At 33.8% G+C, this 23,854-nt stretch carries 19 protein-coding genes and 1 tRNA gene; 16 read left to right on the top strand and 4 right to left on the bottom strand.

The genetic code is table 11. The features are described 5' to 3' along the window. The first annotated feature begins 13 nt into the window (after window positions 1-13). Window positions 14-1,576 carry a sigma 54-interacting transcriptional regulator gene (locus tag G581_RS0103530; RefSeq protein ID WP_083962591.1) on the top strand — a complete coding sequence of 521 codons (1,563 nt, stop codon included), beginning with the start codon at window positions 14-16 and terminating at the stop codon, window positions 1,574-1,576. On the opposite strand, the gene G581_RS0103525 is transcribed toward G581_RS0103530, so the two are convergent. The 3 genes from G581_RS0103525 to G581_RS0103515 are packed head-to-tail and all read right to left on the bottom strand — an operon-like array spanning window position 1,538 to window position 5,468. Continuing rightward, window positions 1,538-2,428 (bottom strand): lysylphosphatidylglycerol synthase transmembrane domain-containing protein, encoded by an 891-nt coding sequence (locus G581_RS0103525; protein WP_028844636.1) that lies wholly within the window; start codon window positions 2,426-2,428, stop codon window positions 1,538-1,540. The two genes, G581_RS0103530 and G581_RS0103525, sit on opposite strands and share 39 nt — an antisense overlap. Next, a complete protein-coding gene (locus tag G581_RS0103520; RefSeq protein ID WP_028844635.1) occupies window positions 2,425-3,369 on the bottom strand; it encodes a glycosyltransferase family 2 protein in 945 nt (314 codons plus the stop codon). The genes G581_RS0103525 and G581_RS0103520 overlap by 4 nt, the downstream gene beginning before the upstream one ends. Window positions 3,370-3,389: 20 nt before the next feature. Further along, complete coding sequence (locus G581_RS0103515; RefSeq protein ID WP_028844634.1) at window positions 3,390-5,468, bottom strand: glycosyltransferase family 39 protein; 2,079 nt, start codon at window positions 5,466-5,468, stop codon at window positions 3,390-3,392. 73 nt (window positions 5,469-5,541) lie between these two features. Between G581_RS0103515 and G581_RS0103510 the strand changes: the two genes are divergently transcribed. Genes G581_RS0103510 through G581_RS0103490 form a run of 5 tightly spaced genes read left to right on the top strand, consistent with a single transcriptional unit; the run spans window position 5,542 to window position 11,118 of the window. Further along, window positions 5,542-5,937: a 4Fe-4S dicluster domain-containing protein gene (locus G581_RS0103510; RefSeq protein ID WP_028844633.1), complete on the top strand. Its 396-nt coding sequence runs from the start codon at window positions 5,542-5,544 to the stop codon at window positions 5,935-5,937. Next, complete coding sequence (locus tag G581_RS0103505; protein WP_028844632.1) at window positions 5,934-7,694, top strand: aldehyde ferredoxin oxidoreductase N-terminal domain-containing protein; 1,761 nt, start codon at window positions 5,934-5,936, stop codon at window positions 7,692-7,694. Before G581_RS0103510 ends, G581_RS0103505 begins: the two co-directional genes overlap by 4 nt. 6 nt (window positions 7,695-7,700) lie before the next feature. After that, window positions 7,701-8,978: an NfeD family protein gene (locus G581_RS0103500; protein WP_028844631.1), complete on the top strand. Its 1,278-nt coding sequence runs from the start codon at window positions 7,701-7,703 to the stop codon at window positions 8,976-8,978. Then, entirely contained in the window at window positions 8,975-9,937 is a 963-nt protein-coding gene (locus tag G581_RS0103495; protein WP_028844630.1) for an NAD-dependent epimerase/dehydratase family protein, read from the top strand. Before G581_RS0103500 ends, G581_RS0103495 begins: the two co-directional genes overlap by 4 nt. Continuing rightward, a complete protein-coding gene (locus G581_RS0103490) occupies window positions 9,898-11,118 on the top strand; it encodes an aminotransferase class I/II-fold pyridoxal phosphate-dependent enzyme (RefSeq protein ID WP_083962589.1) in 1,221 nt (406 codons plus the stop codon). Before G581_RS0103495 ends, G581_RS0103490 begins: the two co-directional genes overlap by 40 nt. A 72-nt stretch (window positions 11,119-11,190) precedes the next feature. On the opposite strand, the gene G581_RS10455 is transcribed toward G581_RS0103490, so the two are convergent. Beyond that, the gene (locus G581_RS10455; protein ID WP_156875187.1) at window positions 11,191-12,387 is read right to left on the bottom strand and encodes a lytic transglycosylase domain-containing protein; all 1,197 of its coding nucleotides are present in this window, start codon (window positions 12,385-12,387) and stop codon (window positions 11,191-11,193) included. A gap of 289 nt (window positions 12,388-12,676) precedes the next feature. Between G581_RS10455 and pyrR the strand changes: the two genes are divergently transcribed. The 10 genes from pyrR to G581_RS0103435 all read left to right on the top strand — a co-directional run bounded on the left by pyrR (window position 12,677) and on the right by G581_RS0103435 (window position 23,849). Next, complete coding sequence (gene pyrR, locus G581_RS0103480) at window positions 12,677-13,207, top strand: bifunctional pyr operon transcriptional regulator/uracil phosphoribosyltransferase PyrR (RefSeq protein WP_038064921.1); 531 nt, start codon at window positions 12,677-12,679, stop codon at window positions 13,205-13,207. Then, window positions 13,204-14,109, top strand: coding sequence for an aspartate carbamoyltransferase catalytic subunit (locus G581_RS0103475; protein ID WP_028844627.1), 906 nt, complete (start codon window positions 13,204-13,206; stop codon window positions 14,107-14,109). The genes pyrR and G581_RS0103475 overlap by 4 nt, the downstream gene beginning before the upstream one ends. Window positions 14,110-14,111: 2 nt before the next feature. Next, window positions 14,112-15,437 (top strand): dihydroorotase, encoded by a 1,326-nt coding sequence (locus tag G581_RS0103470; protein ID WP_028844626.1) that lies wholly within the window; start codon window positions 14,112-14,114, stop codon window positions 15,435-15,437. Then, window positions 15,437-16,513, top strand: a complete 1,077-nt coding sequence (gene carA, locus G581_RS0103465; protein WP_028844625.1) for a glutamine-hydrolyzing carbamoyl-phosphate synthase small subunit — start codon at window positions 15,437-15,439, stop codon at window positions 16,511-16,513. Before G581_RS0103470 ends, carA begins: the two co-directional genes overlap by 1 nt. A gap of 11 nt (window positions 16,514-16,524) precedes the next feature. Next, window positions 16,525-16,764: a hypothetical protein gene (locus G581_RS0103460; protein WP_028844624.1), complete on the top strand. Its 240-nt coding sequence runs from the start codon at window positions 16,525-16,527 to the stop codon at window positions 16,762-16,764. Window position 16,765: 1 nt separating this feature from the next. Next, window positions 16,766-20,056 carry a carbamoyl-phosphate synthase large subunit gene (gene carB / locus G581_RS0103455; protein ID WP_028844623.1) on the top strand — a complete coding sequence of 1,097 codons (3,291 nt, stop codon included), beginning with the start codon at window positions 16,766-16,768 and terminating at the stop codon, window positions 20,054-20,056. Further along, window positions 20,053-21,588 (top strand): bifunctional phosphoribosylaminoimidazolecarboxamide formyltransferase/IMP cyclohydrolase, encoded by a 1,536-nt coding sequence (gene purH / locus G581_RS0103450; RefSeq protein WP_028844622.1) that lies wholly within the window; start codon window positions 20,053-20,055, stop codon window positions 21,586-21,588. The genes carB and purH overlap by 4 nt, the downstream gene beginning before the upstream one ends. Next, window positions 21,588-22,484 carry a protoglobin domain-containing protein gene (locus G581_RS0103445; protein WP_028844621.1) on the top strand — a complete coding sequence of 299 codons (897 nt, stop codon included), beginning with the start codon at window positions 21,588-21,590 and terminating at the stop codon, window positions 22,482-22,484. Before purH ends, G581_RS0103445 begins: the two co-directional genes overlap by 1 nt. Beyond that, entirely contained in the window at window positions 22,481-23,746 is a 1,266-nt protein-coding gene (gene purD, locus G581_RS0103440) for a phosphoribosylamine--glycine ligase (RefSeq protein WP_028844620.1), read from the top strand. The genes G581_RS0103445 and purD overlap by 4 nt, the downstream gene beginning before the upstream one ends. A gap of 22 nt (window positions 23,747-23,768) precedes the next feature. Continuing rightward, window positions 23,769-23,849 (top strand) — tRNA-Leu (locus tag G581_RS0103435). Window positions 23,850-23,854: the final 5 nt, after the last annotated feature.

Below are 23,854 nucleotides of genomic sequence, written 5' to 3'. Positions count from 1 at the left end.
ATTATAATAGATTATGAGTTTTCCTGTATTTAGACATACTATTTCTAAATTTAAAGAGCTTTTTACCAAAAATTCGGATAATGCTACTATATTAATAAAATATGATCCCATGCTCGCCTATCTCCTGTATAAAGAAGTCAGTAAATCTTCAAATAAAACGGAAATAACAAGCTTTTTACAGATGTTTAACTATCTAGGTACTAGAAGAATTGAACAGATAATACTTGATAGAGACCTTTTTCTAGATAATGAAGATTTACCAATATGGGTATACGGTATTTTAAGTGCGGAAGTTTCTTCTCTACTCGCAGCAAAATTTTCTCATATTCATCGAGATGAAGCCTTTTTTGCTGGATTGATGCCATGTCTTGGACTTCTTTTTATGCTAAATGAATTTCCAGTATACAGAAGTATCATTCAGTTTCTTATTAAAGTTCCAATTGAGGATAGAGTCTTTCTTGAGAAACAAATTTTTGGAACCAATCATCTTGATACACTTAAAAGAAATATAATTTATACTCCATTTAAAGATGTGGTTAATATCTTAAATAAAATATTTTCAGATGATGGGTCAAAACATATTAAAGCTTTTGTCTCAGTGAGAGGCTCTTCTTTGCAAAGTTTCTTTGATCTTGCATTGCTTGCAGATGTGTCCACCTATGGTGTTCAGGCTTTAATGTTTCCTTCTGTTTTTGATAATCGTGAACTTTTTCTTGAGCTTGCAAAAAAATATTTTAGAATTAAAGAATCAGATTCATTAGAAATTTTACAGAATGCAATGGATAGATTGCTGGATATTGCCCGGGAATTCAATGTGTTTGAAGAAATTCAACTTTCAACTGAAAAAGTTTTTAAGTTAAGGAAGTTTAAGTTTGAATCAAAAAATCCTGTTTTTGCAAATATGCTGAAACAATTATTTGAAGAAAATGCAAATGATAGAAATATTTATATTTATGGTGAAAGATCAGTTGGCAGAAGACTCCTTGCTGCAGTACTATACACAGCAGATGATAATCCACGCAAAGATAAGCCATATGTGATGATTTTTTGTGATATGGAACCTGAGAGTCTCGAAGAAGAGTTTTTTGGAGTAAAAGATGGCTATCTTGGCAAAAAAGGTATGCAAGGTGTTTTAAAACATGCAGATGGAGGAACGCTTGTAATTAAAAATTTTTCTAGGATGCCAAAAGACTTTCAGGATAAATTGCAAAAAGCGCTTCAGAATAAAAGATTTTACAGAGTGGGAGATATATCACCAACTGAGTTTCCGGATATAAAGTTTATTTTTATTGATAGAGATGATGTCAGAATTAAATCAGCAAAGGGAGAATTTTCTGAAACTCTCATTAAGATTCTAAATCCTTTCTTTTTTAGAATTTTCCCATTAAGAGAGAGAAGAGAAGATATTTTCTATATAGCTAACGAAATAGTTAACAAATATAATTTAAATATCCAAGACAAACTTGAGCAACCAGCAATAGTTGAAAAACTTAAAACTGAACAATTTCCTGAGAATCTCAGAGATTTAAAAAGGTTTTTATTCTTTCTTTATATTCAAAGGCTTATTAAGTCTTAAATATTCAACTCCTCCAACTAAAGAAGCTAAAACCTGAGAAAGAAACCATAAAATAGAGACAGCTACAACATTTGCCTGCCCTAAAGAATTACTGAAAAATAAAATAAAACACCACTCCCTTACTCCTGTTCCTGATATCGATATTGGAAGCATTGTAATTAATATAATAATCGGTAGAAAAATAGCCACTTTAAAAAATGATATTGATAGATTAAGCCCTATAAAAATTACATAAACTGACAGAATTACAATGATCTGGACCCCTAAAGAGTACACCAGAGCCTGAATAATTTGTTTTCTCTGAAAACTCAAAATATAATCTCGAAAAGTTTTAAAAAATTTAAAATTACTGATCCATAGTAGAAATGCAGTCCCTATTATAAAAGCAAAAAAACTTAAAGGAACGGTCCATATAAGTGGTTGTTTTGGAATTTCTCTATAAAATAAACAAAAAAATCCAAATCCGATTATTAAAAGCGCAGCCAACCCGGTATATCTTTCTATAAATACAGAAGCCAATGCCTCTGTAACTCCTGTTTTTTCTTTAATCATAAAAACTTTTACTATATCTCCTCCAACTGTTCCTGGCAGAGCAATATTAAAAAATGAGCCTATTAGATAGATGGAAAATAGTTTTGATGTGGTTAATTCTGAATTTGAAATAAATATTTTCCATCGCAAAGTTGATATGTAAGAAGAAAGGAGATATAAAAAAGAAGCAAGCAGAAAAAACAGAGGATTTATTAAAATTAACGAATTCGCAACATGTATTATATCAACTTTGTAAAAAAGATAAAAAATTAACGAAACAGATATTATTAACCGAATTGATAACTTGATATATTTTTTCAATCACCAGGCCCCAGAATTTTTTTAAGTATATAAATTGGCTTTTTCTGGGTCTCATGATAAACCCTTACTATCATTTCACCAAGAAATCCCATCCCGATAAAATTAAGTCCTATAAGAACAGAAAAAAATCCTCCTAATAACAGAGGTCTTCTACCAATCATTACACCTTCAGAAAATTTAAGCCAGACGAGATATCCAATAATTATTACACCCAGAACCATGAGTAATGCGCCGATTGGACCGAAAAACTGGATTGGCTTGGTTGAAAAACTGTGTAAGAATTTTACATTAACAAGGTCAAGTAAGACCTTGATTGTTCTTCCAATTCCATATTTTGATGTTCCATAACGTCTTGGATGATGGATTACTTCTATTTCTTTTATTTTTACTCCGTACCAGCTTGCAAGTGCTGGGATAAACCTGTGCATTTCTCCATAAAGTCTTAGATTTTTGATAACTTCTTTTCTATATGCTTTAAGTGAACATCCATAGTCATGGAGTTTAACGCCGGTAACTTTTCCAATAAGCCAATTTGCAATTATGGAAGGAAACTTTCTGCTTAAAAAAGAGTCCTTTCTTTTTTTTCTCCAGCCGCTTACAAGATCAGCATCTTTTATTGCATCAAGAAGTTTTGGGATGTCTGCAGGATCATTCTGTAAATCTCCATCCATTGTAATTACTATATCGCCTCTGGCAAAATCAAATCCTGCAGCAAATGCAGCAGTTTGTCCGAAATTTCTTCTGAAACTAAGGACTACAACATGAATATCATTTTTCTGAATTTCTTCGAGAAGTTTCAAGGTATTGTCAATACTTCCGTCATCAACATAGATAATTTCATAGGCAATCGATAGTTTATTAAGAGTTTCTGTAAGTTTTATATGGAGTTCATTCACATTTTCTTCTTCATTATAAAGAGGTATCACAACTGATAAATCCATAGTCCCTCCTACTGCTTTTATTAATAACTTTCAGGTTTTGATAATATCATGCCTCTAAAATTATAGCATTTAAAAATTGTGTAATCTTTAATTTTAACGTTCTTTTTATAAGCAGTAAAATACTCTGGTTCGCATTTTTCAAATGCAGCAGAGACCTGTGGTTTTGGACTATTTTTTTCCCCATAAACAATATAAATTCCGTTAATTGTTTTTCTGTTTAAGTTTGTTGTAGCAGAGTATTCCAGTTCACTGTTTATAGACTCCCACAAATCATACTGATTCATTCTTCTTCCAAAAGGTATACAGTAAACTTTTGGTTTATCTTTTAAGTAAAAAGCAAGTTCGCTTGAAATCTGATATTTATCAGAAAAAATTATTACACGAGAATTTTTTTCAAGTTCTTTACGTATTTCTGAAACCGTTTCAGCAAGTTCTTTCCATCCTTTAAATCTTGCTGTTGGATCAATCTTTGCCGGAAGATTGAGATATGGCAGAGCAAAGTTTGCCACCATAAAAATAAAGGCAATAATAATTGATGATAAAACTAGTTTTTTATGAAACTTTTCTTTTAATGCGTAACTTAAAACAATTACAAAAGGGACATAGGCAGTCATTGCCCAGTTTGGCTGAACTTTTCCCTGAATGCTTTTAACTAAGAAAAATAAAAAAACAGGCATTGAAAATGATATAAGAAACCATTTTACTGCAAGGTTTATATTTAATCTTCCAGGTTTAATGATAAAATATAAACCAAGAATAAAAATCAGGGGTGTCACAACTACAAATTGACTTCCTATAAATTCAAGAAAATAGTTCAATGAAATTTTCAATCCATCAAAAACATGTGCCTGACCAGCAGTGTGTTTTAACGTTACAAAGTCATGTTGAATGTTCCATATTATTACAGGTAAAAATACAATTATAGAGATTAGTATTGAAAAATAGATATATGGATTTTTTAAATGATTCTCCGTGCTGAACTGAGTTGGAAGTAAAAATTTTTTTCCTTTTATTAAGTAAACAAACATGCACAGGTAAAAAAACGCCATTGTATATTTTGTGAGTAAGCCAAATCCAATTACAATTCCAAGTAGTAGCCACCACTTTTTTTGGTTTTCAAGAGCGAGCAGAAAAATATAAATTGATATAATCCAGAAGAGTATAAAGGGGCTGTCAATTGTAAATATAACTCCAAATGTAGTAAAAATTGGCATAAATTGAAAAATTATTCCGCTCAGAAACCCTGTTTTTTCATCAAAAAATTTTTTTGTTATCTTGGAAACGAAAATACTGCTTAAAAATGAACATACCACTGCAAAAATCCTTACTCCAAATGAATTGTCTCCAAATATCCACGTGGAAATAGCTATTAAATAAGCAATCATCGGACCTTTTGAGTAATAGCTTAAGTCAAGCCTTCTTGACCACTCCCAATAGTGGGCTTCATCTGGAGTTAGGTCAAGAGGTCCATGAAGAATAAAGTAAATTCTGAAAAGACTTAATACTATAAGTGTAAAATAAAATACTCTTTTAAAACTAATTAATCCTGTGACAGCCTTAAAAACTACATAACCATAAATTATTCCTAAAATAATTCCACCTAAAACATCTGTGGGCCAGTGAACTCCAAGGTATACCCTTGAAATGCTTATAAGAAGTGCTAATGAAATCGTATATATCTGCAAGATTTTAATTAAATTTGAATTTATTTTAACGCTACCATTTTCCTTTAAGCCTCTCAAAAATAAAAATAAAATAGTCGCTCCTGTTGCAGCGTTTGTTGCGTGGTTTGATGGAAAACTGTAAGAACGTGTACATCCAACAACTCCTCTAAAATACTCTGTCCAGCAAGGACGAACTCTCTGAATTAAACTTTTTATCTCAAGACTAATCCAATCTGAGATAAAAAATCCAAGAATCAGTGATAGTATTAAATAAACGATGAATTTGTAATTTTTTATTGTTTGATATTTGAAGATGATCCATAGAAAAATAGGAACCCATAAAATCCATCCTTCTTTAGTAAAGAAAACCATAAATGTGTCTAAAAAACTGTTTGCGATTGTTTTATTGAAAAATAATAATATTTCTTTTTCCATGTTTCTTTCTAATTTGTGATTAATAATCCATATTTAGAGCTAATTTGTGATTATAACATGTTATAATTTCATAATGCCTGTTTTAATAAAGGATACTGAAAAATGTGTTGGATGCTTGATCTGTGTGTTTGCATGTGGACGTGCTCATCAGGCCGTTGGAGTTGAGAGTTCTTGTATAAAAGTGAGGTCTCAGGGAGGAATATCCAGAGGATTTTCAGTGTTTGTATGCCGTGGATGCGAAGATCCTCCTTGTGCAAGATCTTGTCCTGAAGATGCTTTAATTTTGCGAAAGAGCGGTGGAATAATAATAAATGAAGCTAAATGTAATGGCTGTGGTTACTGTGTAAAAGCATGCCTTTTTAATGCTATTGGCTGGGATAGTATAAAAAATAAGCCAGTAGTCTGTATTCAATGTGGAGAGTGTGCAAGAAGTTGTCCATACAATGTACTGGAGTATAAAAGAACATGATAGAAAAAGATCCTATAAAAAGAGTTCTTTATATTGATTTAACAAAAAAAAAGTTCTGGATTGAAGAAAGACCGGAATTATTCTCTGAGTTTATTGGTGGCACAGGTGTTGCAATAAAACTTCTTGAGGAAAACTGTCCACCTGAAATTCATCCTTTTTCTCCTGACAATCCGATTATTTTTGCAATAGGGCCATTGAATGGAGTTTTCCCTATAGCATCAAAAACAGTTGCCATGTTTAAATCTCCTCATACAGGAAATCTTGGTGAGTCTCATGCCGGAGGTAGAAGTGCTCTGTCAATTAGAATGGCTGGATATGGTGCAGTTATAATAAAAGGCAAAAGTGAAAGACCATGCTATATATCGATTTATTCAGATAAAGTCTTTTTCAGGGATGCTACAACTCTCTGGGGACTTGATGAAGGGTTATCAGCAGCAAGATTGATAAGAGAAAGAGAGCCAGGTGCAGGATTAAGAACAATCATAAGGATTGGACCTGCAGGAGAAAAGCTTATCAGCTATGCCTGTGCTACTCTTGAAACATACCGGCATTTTGGAAGGCTTGGTCTTGGTGCTGTATTTGGAAGTAAAAATCTAAAAGCAGTTCTTATAGCTGGTAAAAGAAACCTGCCTGTTACTGACTTTAAAGAGTACAAGCAAATATATATAGAGCTTGTTAAACAGCTTAGAGAGTCTGAAAAGATGAAAAAATATCATGAACTTGGAACTCCTGCTAATATTCTTCCACTTAGTTTTTCAAAAGGACTTCCAGTAAAAAATCTTTTAACAAATGAAATGCAGGGAGTAGAAAATATCTCTGGAGAATTATTTGCAGCGAAACATCTTGGCAGAAGAGTTGCATGTGCTCACTGTCCTGTGGCATGTGTGCATCTTGCAGCTCTGCGTAAACCTTATGAGGATGAGCCCTATTTTTATAGAACCATTTATCTTTCCTATGATTATGAACTCATTTATGCTCTTGGCTCAATGCTTGGAATTTCTGATTCTGTTGATATTTTAAAATTAATTGAAATTGTTGAGGATATGGGAGTTGATGCGATGTCTACAGGAGTTGCTCTTGCTTGGATGACAGAGGCTTTCCAGAAAGGCATTATAACGGAAAAACATACTGAGGAAATATCTCCACAATGGGGGAATGCAGAAGGTTATATTGAAATAGTCAAAAAAATTGTTTATAGTGAAGGCGAATTCTATAAGGATCTTGGTAAAGGAGTTGATTATGTTTCTGAAAAATATGGTGGTAAAGACTTTGCGTTAATATATGGCAAAAATGAAATGCCAGGATATCACACAGGACCAGCAGCACATATTGGATATCTTTTTGGTGCAAGACATAGTCATCTTGATAGTGCTGGATATTCCATTGACACAAAATCCATGACAAAATCAATAACTGCTGAACAATTAGTTGAAAATATTCTCGAAGAAGAACAATGGCGACAGATAATTTCAAGTCTTGTAATATGTTTTTTTGGAAGAGAGGTTTATACACAGAAAATGATATTAAAATGCTTAAAACTTTCAGGATATGAGTTAAATGACAAAGATCTTTTAAGAATTGGTAGAGAAATTTATGCAAATAAATATAAATTTAAAGTAAATTGCGGTTTTAATCTTGAAAATGTGAATTTACCAAAAAGAGTGTTTGAAATTCCATCAAGTATTGGTTTGATAAATAAAGATTTTACAGATAGAGCAATTGCGCTACTAAAAGAAAAGATTAAAAGTTTGTTATAATTCTGCATGGTAAAAAATATCTTTATTTGTTTAATTTTCCTGTGTCTTTTTATTTCTTCAGAAGCTTCTGCTAAAGAAATTATAGTTCTTACTGTAAATGGAGTTATCAATCCTCCACACGCAGAATATACAGTAAAGGGAATCCACAAGGCGCATGAAAAAAATGCAGAGGCTGTTATAATTCAGCTTGACACTCCAGGAGGACTTGACACTTCAATGAGAATTATAATTAAAGAGATATTGAACTCTCAGGTACCTGTCATTGTATATGTTTCCCCAAAGGGAGCTCGAGCAGCCAGTGCAGGTGCGTTTATTACTTTAGCATCACACATAGCTGCGATGGCTCCTGGAACGAATATTGGTGCAGCACATCCTGTTGCTATTGGAGAAAAAATGGATAAGACAATGGTTGAAAAGATCACAAATGATGCTGTGGCCTATATTAAATCAATAGCAAGACAAAAAGGCAGAAATATTGAATGGGCGGAGCAGGCTGTAATAAAAAGTATATCCTCTACTGAAACTGAAGCATTGAAACTTGGGGTTATAGATTTGATAGCTGATGATCTGAATTCTTTAATAAAAAATGTAAATGGTATGAAAGTTAAAACTGTTCGTGGTGAAGTTATTTTAAATACAAAGTCAGCAAATATAAATAGAATTGAGATGAATTTTAGAGAAAGACTTCTTAATTTTATAAGTGATCCAAACATTGCTTATATTCTTTTAATGATAGGGATATATGGAATTATATTTGAATTAAGCAATCCAGGTGCAATTCTTCCGGGTGTAATTGGTGCTATATCCCTGATTCTTGCATTTTACAGTTTACAGACTCTTCCAATAAATTATGCTGCAGGAGGATTGATTCTTCTGGGTGTTATTCTATTTATCCTTGAACTTAAGTTCCCATCTCATGGAGTTCTTACACTTGGAGGTATAATATGCTTTATACTTGGTTCAATAATGTTATTTGACACAGCAAACCCTCTTTTCAAACTGTCTCTTTCAGTGATTATTCCTGTTAGCATTATTACCGCATTATTTTTTGGAGTTTTGTTAAGGCTTGCATATAAAGCTCATAAAAGAAAGCCCATTACAGGCGTTGAGGGGCTTATAGGGTTAAGAGGGATTGCAAAAACAGATATTGATAAACGCTATGGCATGGTAATGGTTCATGGTGAGTTATGGCAGGCTATTTCAGATGATGCAATCAAAAAAGATGAAGAAATTATCGTTGAAGAAGTGAGAGGGCTTACTCTGAAAGTGAGGAAAGCCTATTGAAAGCTCTTGTTACAGGTGGAACAGGTTTTATAGGAAGCCATCTTGTAGAAGCACTTTTAAAAGACAGCGTTGAAGTATATTGTCTTGTAAGAAATCCTTTAAAACTTCGTTTTCTTAAGGGATTAAATGTAAAGATAATCCAGGGAGACTGTTCTCAAAAGGAGAGCTTAAAAAAAATTGAATGGAATTTTGATTATGTTTATAATCTTTCAGGAATTACAAAAGCATCGCATCCTGAAGAATTTTTTCAGTCAAATTATACTGGAACAAAAAATCTTATAGAACTTGTCGCTGAACTTAATCAAGAGATTAAAAGATTTGTGCATGTAAGCAGTCTTGCAGCAGTGGGACCATGCATTAATGGAAAACCAGTGGATGAAAATACTGAACCAAAACCTGTTTCTGAGTATGGAAGGAGTAAACTTCTTGGTGAGAAAGCTGTGCAGTTTTACATAGATAAAGTTCCTGTTACAATTGTAAGACCTCCTGCTGTATATGGTCCAAGAGATAGTGATTTTCTTACATTTTTTAAAATGGTAAAAATAGGCATGGTTTTATATTTCAAAGAAGGACATTATTCTATGGTTTATGCAAATGACCTTGTAGAAGGCATTATCAATGCTTCTAAAAGTGCCAGAGCAATTGGTGAAACCTTTTTTATAGCTGACTCAGAACCATATAGAACAAATCAAATAGTTGATGCTATATCAGAAGCAATAGGGAAAAAGCCTGTTAGAATTAAGATTCCTGAGATAATTGGTAAAATTTTTATTGAACTCTTTCAAAAATTCGATAAAAAAAGTATAATAAATACCGATAAATTAAAAGAACTCAGTCAGCCCTGCTGGGTTTGTTCTACAGAGAAATCGGAGCAGTTGCTTGGCTTTAAAACAAAAACTAATCTAAAGGAAGGGATGCAATGGACAGCAAAGTGGTACAGAATAAACAAATGGATATGAGGAAAGATGTGTTTGAAAAATGTTTTAAATTTACGACAGCATACGAACTTCAAAAGAAGGGAGTTTATCCGTATTTCAGAGTGATTGAGTCCGCTCAGGGGCCTGAAGTAATAATGAATGGAAAAAAGCTGATAATGATTGGTTCAAATAATTATCTCGGGCTGACTAATCATCCTAAAGTAAAAGAAGCTGCAATTAATGCTATTAAAAAATATGGAACAGGATGTGCTGGTTCAAGATTTTTGAACGGAACTCTCGATATTCATATAGAACTTGAAGAAAAACTTGCAAAATTTATGAGAAAAGAATCAGCGCTGATATTTTCAACAGGTTTTCAGGTAAACCTTGGTGTTATTTCGTCATTGATTGGCAAAGATGATGTCGTGATTATTGATAAAATGGATCATGCAAGTATAGTTGATGGTTGTCGTCTTTCTTTTGGAGAAGTTAAAAGATATAAACACAATGATATTGAAGATTTAGAAAGAGTTTTAAAGGAATGCAATGGGAAACCAAAGCTTGTTATTGTGGATGGAGTTTTCAGTATGGAAGGTGATATTGCCAAACTACCGGAAGTTGTGAAACTATGTAAAAAATATGGTGCGAGACTTATGGTTGATGATGCTCATGGAATAGGTGTTCTTGGTCAAACAGGTCGTGGAACATCCGAACATTTTGGTGTTGAGGAAGATATTGATCTTGTAATGGGAACATACAGTAAATCCCTTGCGTCAATTGGAGGATTTATTGCAGGAGCAAGAGATGTTATCAATTATATCAAACACTTTGGTCGTGCTTTTATATTCAGTGCGAGTCCTCCGCCTGCGTCAGTAGCAGCAGTCTCGGCAGCGATAGATATAATTGAAAATGAACCAGAGCGCAGAGAACAACTATGGAGGAATACAAATAAGATGCTAAAAAGCTTCAGAGAGCTTGAATTTGATATTGGTGTTGCTGAAACTCCCATAATTCCTGTAATTGTTGGAGAGGATGAACTTGCTTTCAAATTTGTTATGATGCTTCAAGAAGAGGGAATTTTTGCCAATGTTGCAGTGTCTCCAGCAGTTCCTCCTGGGAAAGCTTTAATCAGAACAAGCTACATGGCAACTCATACAGATGAGCATCTTGATAGGGTTCTTGAAGCATTCAAAAAAGTTGGTAAGGCTTTAGGAGTTATTTAGATAATTGTTCAATCTGTGGTTAATTGATTTTTAATTTAGTTTGTGTGTTTGTTAGATATATAATATACTTTTTTATCGACGAATTTTTTTACGATTTTTGGTACTAGAAGATTTTTTCTTTGCGACTTTTGTCTTTTTTACACTCTTTTTTTCATAAAATTTATCTTCATTAGAAGGTGTGAATTTGTCATGTGGTGGAATCATTATCTGCGTTCCTGGTTTTAGTTGTTTGAATATTTCAGTTTCATTCATTTCATAAAGCACAGTAGTAGAAAGGCCTGTTTTCTTAGCAATCTTATAAACAGTATCACCTTTTTTTACAATATATGTGTCATGACTGAATCTTTTTTTAGAGGGTATTTGTTCGAAATTAGACATAAAAATATCTTTTTTCTCTTCAGGAATTCTTATTGTATAGTTTTGAACATTCATTGGAGTAGACCATCTTTTAAGTTCTGGATTAAGCTCTTTTATAATATTTACATCCACCTGAGCACATTTTGCAATTACAGCAAGGTCTGTTGGAGAAGGTATATTAATCTCTGCATAACTCATACTTTCATGTTCTTTAATAGAATCAAAACCATAGTTTTCAGGTTGTTTTGCAATTGTTATAGCAGCAATATATTTGGGTACATAGTTTTTGGTTTCATTTGGCAAATATGTTGTATTAAGAAGATTCCAGTAATCATTCTCTCCAAATCTATTAACAGCCCGATACACTCTGCCCTCACCAGCATTATAAGCTGCAAGAGCAAGTGACCAGTCACCAAACATTTTATATAGATATTTTAAATACTCTGCAGCAGCAACAGTAGATTTTATCGGATCTTTTCTTTCATCCCGCCACCAGTCAATTACTAATCCATATCTTTTAGCAGTACTTTCAATAAACTGCCATGGTCCAACAGCTTTTGCTCTTGAGCGAGCATTTACATTGAATCCACTCTCTATTAAAGGTAGATAAACCAGGTCTTCTGGTAAGCCCTTTTCAGTTAGAATCTCTTTCATCTTTTCTATATATTTTGTTGAACGAGACAGCCAGATAGAAAATCTTTCTTTTAAATTCTCTGAGAATAGACTGATATTTTTTTCAACTTTTTCAATAAAACTTTGCTTTGTATCAGGCAAAAGTTGAAATTCTTCATCCTTTGCAATTATTGCTTCTTTTTTTTCATCTTGTTTTATAGTTGGAGTAATATCTTCAGAGTAACATGGAATTGAAAAATTTAAAATAACAAAAAAAAATAAAATAGCAAATTTTTTCATAACCATTTTTATACCTTAAAGTAAATTAAATTTGCAAGCTTCAATTATCACTTAAAATTGTTTTTTTAAGTCAGCAAGTTGTAAGGGCATAACACTATAGAATGTTATAAACTCATGTCTGTATTATCAAATACTTCTAAAATTTACAAGATCACTATCAGCAAAAATGAGTGTAAAATTTCATATCTGGGAATTTGAATTTTTGTATGTATGAATTGAGAATAGAAGTTTTATAGAAAAAATTTTTTAAATCATGTATAATTTATTGATTTCAGGTTTATCTCTCATTATGGAAAAAGAACTTCTTAATGAAAAAGAAATAGAAAGAATCCTCATGAGGATTACCCATGAAATATTGGAAAAGAACAAAGGAGCTGACAATATCTGCATTATAGGGATTGTTACTGGTGGAGTTTATCTTGCTAAGAGGATTAAAAATAAAATAAAAGAAATAGAAGGAATTGATGTGCCTGTAGGCAGTCTTGATATATCATTTTACAGAGATGATATAAGTATTTCAAAAAAACGAAAAGAAATAAAGCCAACTAACATCCCATTTAGCATAGATGGGAAAAAGGTTATCCTTGTTGATGATGTGCTTTTTACTGGAAGATCTGTAAGAGCAGCAATGGATGCTTTAATGGATTTTGGCAGGCCTGCTGAGATACAGCTTGCTGTTTTGATAGATAGAGGGCACAGGGAACTTCCAATTATGCCTAACTATACTGGAAAATACATTCCAACATCACGCAAGGAAAAGATAAAGTTGCATCTGAAAGAAAATTCAGGAAAGGATTCAGTTTTATTGATTACACAATGAAAGACCTTGTTTCAATAAAAGAGCTTTCTAGACGGGATATTGAGGAAATTCTCAATACAACAAAGGCTTTTAAGGAAGTTCTTGGAAGAGATATTAAAAAAGTTCCTACTCTGAGGGGAAAAACCGCAATTAATCTTTTTTTTGAACCTTCAACAAGAACTCGCACATCCTTTGAGCTTGCTGAAAAACGATTGAGCCTTGATGTTTTAAATTTTTCTGTTAGTACAAGCAGTGTTGTAAAAGGAGAAACACTTTATGACACTTTAAAAACCATCGAGTCTTATAGTGTTGATTATGTCATCATCAGACATTCTGCCTCTGGAGCAGCTGAGTTTGTAGCAAATCATACACCTGCATCTGTCATAAATGCAGGAGACGGAACAAATGAGCATCCAACTCAAGCCTTGCTTGATGCTTTCAGTATTCTTGAGGTTAAGGGAAGACTGGATAATCTAAAAATAGCAATTGTTGGAGATGTAATACATAGTAGAGTTGCAAGATCAAATCTATATCTTTTAAGTAAGTTTGATACAGAAATACGATTTATAGGTCCTTCAACTTTACTTCCAACTGAAATTCCTGAGAATGTAAAATTTTTTTATGATCTTAAAGAAGGATTAAAAAATGTTGATGTTGTCATGCTTTTAAGGATACAACTTGAAAGACAAAAGGGCGCTTTTATTCCGTCTCTTAAAGAATATTTTCATGTATGGGGAGTTAAAAAGGAGGTATTCAGATATCTAAAACAGGATGCAATTATTATGCATCCTGGGCCAATGAATAGAGGTGTAGAGATTTCAACAGAAGTTGCTGACAGTCCACGTTCAATAATTTTAAGACAGGTTACAAATGGAATTGCTACAAGAATGGCTGTTATATATCTTTTAACTCCAAAGGAGTAGTAGTGTTAATAAAAATTTATAATGCTTACATTATTGATCCTTTTACAGGCAAAAATGGAATTGCTGATTTAATTATTGATAATGGTATTATTAAAACTCTGGTTTTTAAAGAAAAGGACATTCCTCATTCTGATAGAAGTCTAAAAAAAACTAAATCTAAAGAAAAAGCTAACTCTATAGAGATAGACGCCACAGGACTTTATATATTCCCGGGTTTAATAGATATGCATACACATTTAAGAGAGCCTGGATATGAATATAAAGAAACAATTCGCACAGGAACACTTGCTGCTATCAGAGGGGGTTTTAGTTCTGTATGTTGTATGGCAAACACCTTTCCTGTGAATGATACTCCTGAAGTCACTTATTATATTCTTGCAAAGGCAAAAGAAGAGGGTAGCTGTGATGTTTATCCAGTAGGAGCTATAACAAAAGGACTTAAAGGACAAGAACTTTCTGAGATGGCTATACTCAAAGAGGCTGGATGTGTAGCTTTTTCAGATGATGGAATGCCTGTCATGAACTCTCTTATTATGAGAAGAGCGCTTGAGTATTCAAAGGCTATTGGTGCACCAATAATTTCCCATTGCGAGAATATATTATTAAGTGAAGATGGAGTAATGAATGAAGGGAAGATATCTTTTTATCTTGGACTTAAAGGAATTCCGAAGGCTTCAGAAGAAGTCATGGTTGCAAGAGATATAATCTTAAGTAAGCATTTTAAAGCACCTTTACATATTGCCCATGTTTCAAGTAAAGGTTCAATAGATTTAATTAAAAGGGCAAAAGAGGAAGGAGTTCCTATAACCGCTGAAACCTGTCCACACTACTTTACTCTTACTGAGGATGCAGTCTCAGGTTATAATACAAATGCAAAGGTAAATCCACCCTTAAAAACTGAAGAAGATAGAGAGGCAATAAAGGAAGCTCTGAAAAGCGGCGTAATTGATGTAATCGCGACAGACCACGCGCCACATCATATAGATGAAAAGAAAGTTCCATTTCAGGAAGCAGTAAATGGAATATCAGGACTTGAAACAGCATTTTCATTAAGCCTTAAACTCGTTCATGCAGGTGTATTAACTATTACAGAACTTATTGAAAAGTTTACAGTTAATCCAGCTAAGATATTGAATATATATAAATCAGGAATAAAAGAAGGGATGGATGCAGATTTAATAGTTGTTGATATAAATAGAGATTGGACTGTAGAGAAAGAAAAATTTGTCTCACTGGGTCAGAATACACCCTTTAATGGGTGGCAACTTAAAGGCAAGATTTTAATGGCATTCAAAGGCAAAAAAGTTTTTGATATGAGGAATGAATAATGAAAAAAGCAATGCTTGTTTTGAAAGATGGAACTGTATTTGAAGGTCTTAGCTTTGGAGCAGAGGAAGAAAATATTGGAGAGGTAGTTTTTAATACTTCAATTACAGGATATCAAGAAATTATTACAGATCCTTCATACAAAGGACAGATAGTCGTTATGACGTATACCCAGATAGGAAATTATGGAGTAAATGAAGAAGATATTGAATCTTCAGGAGGACTAAAAGTTGAAGGGTTTGTTGTGAGAGAGTATAAAGATTATCCTAGTAACTGGCGTTCAAAAGAAGGATTAGGAGAATATCTTAAAAAATATGGGGTTGTTGGAATTCATGGAATTGATACCCGTGCTCTTACAAAGCATATAAGAGACAGAGGTGCTCAAATGGGAATCATATCAACAACTGATCTTGATCCTGTGAGTTTGCACAAAAAAATTCTTGCTCATCCTGATATATCAGATATAGACCATGTAAGCACAGTTTCATCCAGACATCCTGAGATGCATCACTTTCAGGATGGAAGTCCTCTCTGTGTTGTCTATGATTTTGGAGTAAAGTTGAGCATACTGAAAAATTTAAAAAGAGTCGGATTTTCAGTGTATCTTGTTCCGGCTAAAACCTCTGCAGAGGCAGCATTAGAATTGAATCCAGACTGTATCTTACTTGGCAATGGACCTGGAGATCCCAGGATTCTAAGATATGCTGTGGAGAATATTAAAAAACTCATTAATAAAAAACCTCTTTTTGGAATATGTCTTGGACATCAATTGATAGGACTTGCTCTTGGTGGACGAATTTATAAACTTAAATTCGGGCATCATGGTGGGAATCATCCTGTGAAAAACTTAAAAACTGGTAAAATCGCTATTACAGCACAAAATCATAACTACTGTGTTGATATATCAAGTCTTAAAGGTCAGGTAAGGCTTACTCATAAAAATCTATATGACGGAACAGAGGAAGGGATGGAGCACGTTGAATATCCTATTTTCTCAGTGCAGCATCATCCAGAGGCAGGTCCTGGACCAAATGATGCACTTGATGTTTTTGAGAGATTCAGACAACTTGTTGGATAAATGGAGGTTTTATGCCTATAACATATGATGAATTATGGATTTCTACAATGCGTGAAATTAATATTTGCAAAGACTATATAAAATCTTATGAAAAAGAAATAAAAACTCTGGAAGAAAAGCTAGGTATAAAAGTTTCCGAAATCAATGAAGAAATGCTCAAAAACAAAAAAATTAAAAAATTATATGATAAATTTTTAGCGCTTGAAAGAACGAAAAAAAGACTCAAAGGACTGGAGGATTTACTTAAATAGTATGCCAAAGAGAAGAGATATTAAAAAGATTTTGATAATTGGCTCTGGCCCAATAATAATCGGACAGGCTTGTGAGTTTGACTACTCAGGTGTGCAGGCATGTAAAGCATTGCGACAGGAAGGTTATGAAGTTATTCTTGTCAATTCAAATCCGGCAACCATCATGACAGATCCATCAATGGCTGATAGAACTTACATTGAACCTTTAACTTCAGAGATTCTAGAGCTCATTATAAAAAGAGAAACGCCTGATGCTTTGCTTCCCACCCTTGGGGGCCAGACAGCTCTGAATCTTGCTGTTGAGCTTGGTGAGGCAGGTGTTCTGGATAAATACTCTGTTGAGCTTATTGGAGCAAGTCTTCACGCGATAAAGAAAGCTGAGGACAGAGAGCTTTTTAAGAATGCCATGACAAAGATAGGACTTGAAGTTGCACGTTCAGCAGCAGTAAATTCACTGGAGGAAGGACTTGATGCGATTGACTATATTGGTTTTCCTGCTATATTAAGACCGGCTTTTACATTAGGAGGCACTGGTGGTGGAATAGCATATAATATTGAAGAATACAAAATCTTTCTTGAAAGAGGACTAAAATTAAGTCCTGTTAACCAGGTTTTAATTGAAGAAAGTCTTCTTGGATGGAAAGAGTTTGAACTTGAGGTTATGCGAGATAAAGCAGATAATGTTGTTATAATCTGCTCAATAGAAAATTTTGATCCAATGGGGATTCATACAGGTGATTCAATTACAGTTGCACCTGTTCAGACACTCACAGACAGAGAATATCAACTAATGAGAGATGCGGCCATAAATGCAATTAGAGAGATTGGAGTGGATACAGGTGGAAGTAATATTCAGTTTGCTGTTAATCCTGAAAATGGACGTATGGTCATAATTGAGATGAACCCAAGAGTATCGCGTAGTTCAGCATTGGCTTCTAAAGCAACAGGTTTTCCAATAGCAAAAATTGCTGCTAAGCTTGCTGTTGGATATACTCTTGAAGAGATTCCAAATGATATAACTAAAGTTACTCCAGCAAGCTTTGAACCTGTTCTTGACTATGTTGTTGTCAAGATTCCTCGTTTTACTTTTGAAAAGTTTCCCGAAGCAAACAGGGTGCTTACTACTCAGATGAAATCAGTTGGAGAGGTAATGGCAATTGGAAGAACATTTAAAGAGGCTCTTGGTAAGGCTATTCGTTCTTTAGAGATAGGTTCTTATGGACTTGAAGAGATAGAATCGTCATATGAAGAGATAATATGGAGGCTTAAAAATCCAACTGCAGAAAGAATATGGTACATTGCAGAGGCAATAAGAAGAGGCTTTAGCATAGGAGAGATTTATGAATTTAGCAGAATTGATCCATGGTTTTTGAATAATATTAAAGAAGTTGTTGAAATAGAAAATAAACTTAAACAGATAGATATTTTTAGTATGCATCAGGATGAATTAAAAGAAATACTGTTTATTGCAAAACAAAATGGACTTTCAGACAAAAGAATAGCATCTTTAACAGGGAATAAAGAAGAAGAAATACGATTAATAAGAAAGCAAACAGGTATCAAGCCCGTCTACAAGCTTGTTGATACATGTGCAGCAGAATTTGAGGCTTATACTCCTTACATGTATTCTTGTTATGAAAGAGAGTATTATTTATGTAATTCTAATTCTGATAACAGAGACAGTACGGAAAAAATATTGTATCTCAATGACTCAGATGCGCCACCAACATCGAATATAGATAAAGTTATTATTCTTGGTTCAGGTCCAAACAGAATCGGGCAGGGGATAGAGTTTGATTACTGTTGTGTTCACTCGGTGATTGGCTTAAGGGAATCAGGATATGAAACCATAATGATTAACTGTAACCCGGAGACAGTAAGCACAGATTATGATACATCAGATAGGTTATATTTTGAACCTCTTACACTTGAAGATGTTTTACATATAATTGAGAGAGAAAAACCTATTGGCGTTATTCTTCAATTTGGTGGGCAAACTCCTTTAAAGCTTGCTAAAGCTCTTGAGTCCTATGGAGTTAAGATACTCGGAACAGATGCTGATGCAATTGATAGAGCAGAAGATAGAAAGCGTTTCAAGGAGCTTATTGACAGACTTAATCTGAAACAGCCTCCAAGTGGTATTGCAACCTCAACCGGCGAAGCTTTGAAGATTGCAAAACAGCTTGATTATCCCATTCTTGTAAGGCCTTCATATGTTCTTGGTGGAAGAGCTATGGAAATTGTTTATGATGAGGATTCTTTAAAAAGATATATGCAAGAAGCTGTTAAGGCATCTGAAGACCATCCTGTACTTATTGATAGATATCTTGAGGATGCAATAGAAGTTGATGTTGACGCAATCTCTGATGGAGTGGATGTTGTGATTGGTGGAATTATGCAGCATATTGAGGAAGCAGGAATTCATTCAGGTGATTCAGCCTGCTCACTTCCTCCATATTCACTCCCATATGAAATAATTGAACAAATTAAAGAAGAGACGATTGCCATAGCTAAAAAGCTTAATGTCAAAGGTTTAATGAATGTTCAATATGCTGTGAAAGATTCTGAAATTTATGTTCTTGAAGTTAATCCAAGAGCATCCAGAACAATCCCGTATGTAAGTAAAAGTATAGGAGTGCCACTTGCAGCAATGGCGTCAAAGATTATGATAGGCAAAACTCTTAAAGAACTCGGATTAAGAGATCAAATAAAGATTCCATATGTTACAGTTAAGGAAGCTATTTTTCCTTTTGATAAATTTCCTGAGGTAGATGTGATTTTAGGTCCTGAGATGAAATCTACAGGAGAAGTAATGGGGATAGATGAAGACTTTGGACTTGCATATGCTAAAGCACAGATGAGTGCAATGGGTAAGATTCCATTAAGTGGCAGTGTTTTTATCAGTGTCAAGGATAAAGATAAGCCACATATTATTCCGATTACCAAAGAATTTATTAATCTTGGTTTTACAGTTATAGCAACTCGTGGAACAGCTAAATATTTAAAAGAAAATGGATTAACTGTGGAAATTGTCAACAAACTGCAGGAAGGGCGTCCAAATGTACTTGACCTTATAAAAAACAGACAACTTAATTTTATAGTAAATACAGTGTTTGGTAAACAGGCTCAGAAAGATTCAATGTATCTTAGACGAGGTGCTTTACAGTATAAAATTCCATATGCAACAACAGTTTCTGCAGCAAATGCAATAATTAAAGCCATAAAAAGACTAAAAGAAAAACCTATCAGTATAAAATCGTTACAGGAGTATCACAGGGAGGTGCAGGGGTGATTAAAAGGGCATTAATCAGTGTTTCCGACAAAAAGGGTATTGTTGATTTTGCAAAAGAACTTACCAGTGCTGGTATTGATATCCTTTCTACAGGTGGAACAGCAAAATTACTCAGGGATGCTGGAATAGATGTAACTGATGTTTCAGATTATACCGGATTTCCTGAAATAATGGATGGAAGAGTTAAAACACTTCATCCACTTGTTCATGGAGGCATTCTTGCAAGAAGAGATACCTCTGAAGATATAGAAACAATGCAACGACTTGGCATAAAACCAATAGATATGGTTGTTGTTAATTTATATCCATTCGAAGCAACGATAAAAAAAGAAAGTGTTAGTCTGGATGAGGTAATAGAAAATATTGATATTGGTGGACCCACACTTTTAAGAGCAGCTGCAAAAAATTATAAACATGTAATTGTTCTGGTTGATCCTGATGATTATTCTTCAGTAATTGAAGAAATTAAAAAAGGTGAAATATCTACTGAAAGAAGATTCGAGCTTGCAAAAAAAGTTTTTTCTCACACAGCAAGATATGATGCTTTGATATCAGATTATTTTGATAAAACAACCAGTTTTAAAGATTTTAAAGAAGAATGGACAATGCCACTTAAAATGATAAGGGTTTTACGCTATGGAGAAAATCCACATCAAAAAGCAGCTCTTTATAGCATAAATGAAACTCCATCTTTAATAGACGCAGAGGTTCTTCAGGGTAAAGAGATGTCATTCAATAACTATCTTGATACACACTCAGCGGTGTTTCTTGCTTCCGAATTTAATGAGCCAGTATGTGCCATTGTAAAACATAACAATCCATGTGGAGTGGCAATTGGAGAGAGTATTCACACTGCTTATAAAAAAGCGTTTGAATGTGACCCTATAAGTGCTTTTGGAGGGATAATTGTTTTTAACAGAACCGTTGACAGTAAAACAGCACAAGAAGTAATTCAGAGTTTTTATGAAGTTATAGTAGCCCCAGAGTTTGATATCGATGCCCTTAAGATTTTTGCGTCAAAGAAAAATCTAAGACTTCTTAGATTTAAAAATCTTTCACAGGGAATTAATCCATCTGGTTTTGATTTAAAGAGAATTCTTGGAGGATTTATAGTGCAGGAATGGGATAAGGTCAGTGATGAATTTACAAACATAAGAGTGGTAACAAAGAGAAAACCAACAGATGATGAATTGAAAGCTTTACTTTTTGCATGGAAGGTATGCAAACATGTAAAATCAAATGCCATTGTTTATGCAAAAGAAGATAAAACAGTTGGATTGGGGATTGGACAGACAAGCAGAGTATTTTCAGCAAAAATTGGAGCAATGCATGCATTAAGCACACTAAAAGATACAGTTGTTGCTTCAGATGGATTTTTTCCATTCAGAGATAATATTGATGTATTAGCTCAGAATGGTGTTACAGCAGTAATTCAGCCAGGTGGTTCTTTAAGAGATCAGGAAGTTATTGATGCTGCAGATCAGTATAATATGGCAATGATATTTACAGGAATAAGACATTTCAGACACTGATGAGAACATTTAGAGAAATCAAAGCCAATTATTATTTCACAACAGAAGATGAACTCAGACTTGTACAACTCAGGTCTATTATGGAACAGAGAGTTGACAGAGTTGTCGATGCGTTATATCAATGGGTAAATGCTACTGATTCGGCTAAAAAAGTTTTTAAGAGTGATTCTTTAATTAAACATGTGATGAAGCTGGTGCGTTTATGGTTTATCAATCTTTTTTCAGGTAAGTACGATAACTTTTTTTATGATTCTATAATAAAAATAGGACAGAAGCATGAAAAAGTTGGAGTTGACCCGCATTTTACTAATCGATCTATAGATATTGTTAGAAATATATGTGTGGATATTCTTTGTGAAGAAATAGAATCTGATAAAGAAAGACAAAAATACATTATTTCTTTAAATAAAATTCTCGACATGAATCTTGACATCATCACATCTGCTTATTTAGAAGAAGAAATAAAAGGGTATTCTTTAGCTTATAGAGCAAAAAGCAGAGTGGTAAAATTTGGTGAAACTTTTGCAAACATTACAAGTGTGGTGCTTATATTGGGTTTGATGTTTCTTACAGGAGCGGTAATATATCTATGCGGAAGAGATATATATGAAATTTTCACAGGCAAACTGGACCAGACAATTGTAACAGCTCTGGGTTCGGTCCTTATACTGTGGGTTATGCTTGAACTTATAAATACAGAAATTGCACATCTTAGAGGTGGTAAATTTAAAATTAGTGTTTTTGTCGGTGTTGCATTGGTTACGAATATAAGAGAAGTAATGATATCAACATTAAAACACGATTCTATTGACTTTATTGCAACTCTTGTAGCTTCAGTTCTTGTTATCGGAATTATTTACTGGTTAGTTAAGAAGACCGAGGAGGAACGAAAATGAAAGTTCTTGTTATAGGCTCTGGAGGAAGGGAACATGCCATTATATGGAAGCTAAGTCAATCAAGAGTTGTGGATAGGATTTACTGTGCTCCTGGAAATGCAGGCATATCAGAAATATCTGAATGTATAGAAGTTGAAAGCAAAAATTTATCAACTTTTGTAGATTTTGTTAAATACGAATGGATTGACCTTACAGTTGTTGGACCTGAAGAACCTCTTGCAAAGGGAATTGTTGATTTATTTTTGAAGGAAGGGAGAAAAATTATTGGACCAACAAAAGCAGGAGCTCAGATTGAAGGCAGTAAGGTATTCGCAAAAGAGTTCATGAAGCGATATAAAATTCCCACTGCAAACTATCAAGTTTTTAACTCCTACACATATGCTGAAGAATACATACGACTTAAAGGTGCTCCGATAGTTATAAAAGCTGATGGACTCGCGGCTGGTAAAGGAGTTTTTATAGCTAAAACTCATGATGAGGCCATGGATGCTTTAAAATTGATAATGAAGGAAAAAGTATTTGGACCTGCTGGAGATAGAGTTGTAATTGAGGAATGCTTACAGGGGCAGGAAGTTTCATATTTGGTATTTACAGATGGTAAAACCATTATTCCAATGGTTACATCAAAGGACCATAAAAGACTTCTTGACAATGATGAAGGTCCAAACACAGGAGGTATGGGAACATTTAGTCCAAATCCCATAATTACTCCTGAACTTGAAAAAGAAATTCTTGAAACAGTGATACAACCTACTATTATGGGGTTGAGGGCAGAAGGTATTATCTATAAAGGAATTCTTTATGCAGGTTTAATGATTGTCAATGGTAAACCTTATGTGCTTGAATTTAACTGTAGATTTGGTGATCCTGAAACTCAGGTAATACTTCCAAGACTTGAAACAGACATAATTGATATTTTTATGTCAATTTCAGAACAGAGACTTTCAAAAGTGAATGTTAAGTGGAAAGATGAAGCCTCTTTATGTGTAATTTTAGCCTCTCATGGATATCCTGGGACTTATAAAAAGGGAATACCAATTTCCGGACTTGAAATGGTTAAAAGGTTAAAGGATGTAATGGTTTTTCATTCAGGAACTGGATTTGATGAAGAAGGAAAGATTGTTACAAATGGTGGAAGAGTTTTAGGAATTACTGCACTTGGGCAAGATTTAAAAGATGCAAGAAATAAAGTATACAGTGCTATTGAACTAATTCATTTTGATGGAATGCAGTATAGAAAAGACATTGGATTAACTGTCTGAGAATTATTTAAAATGAAAATAAGCGAGAGTGGCGGAATGGCAGACGCGCTGGACTTAGGATCCAGTGGGGAAGCCCGTGAGGGTTCAAATCCCTCCTCTCGCATTTAT

This window comes from Thermodesulfovibrio thiophilus DSM 17215 (genome assembly GCF_000423865.1).
GTDB lineage: Bacteria > Nitrospirota > Thermodesulfovibrionia > Thermodesulfovibrionales > Thermodesulfovibrionaceae > Thermodesulfovibrio > Thermodesulfovibrio thiophilus.
The sequence above is the reverse complement of the archived record's forward strand: the minus strand, read 5'-3'. Positions and strand labels throughout refer to the sequence as shown.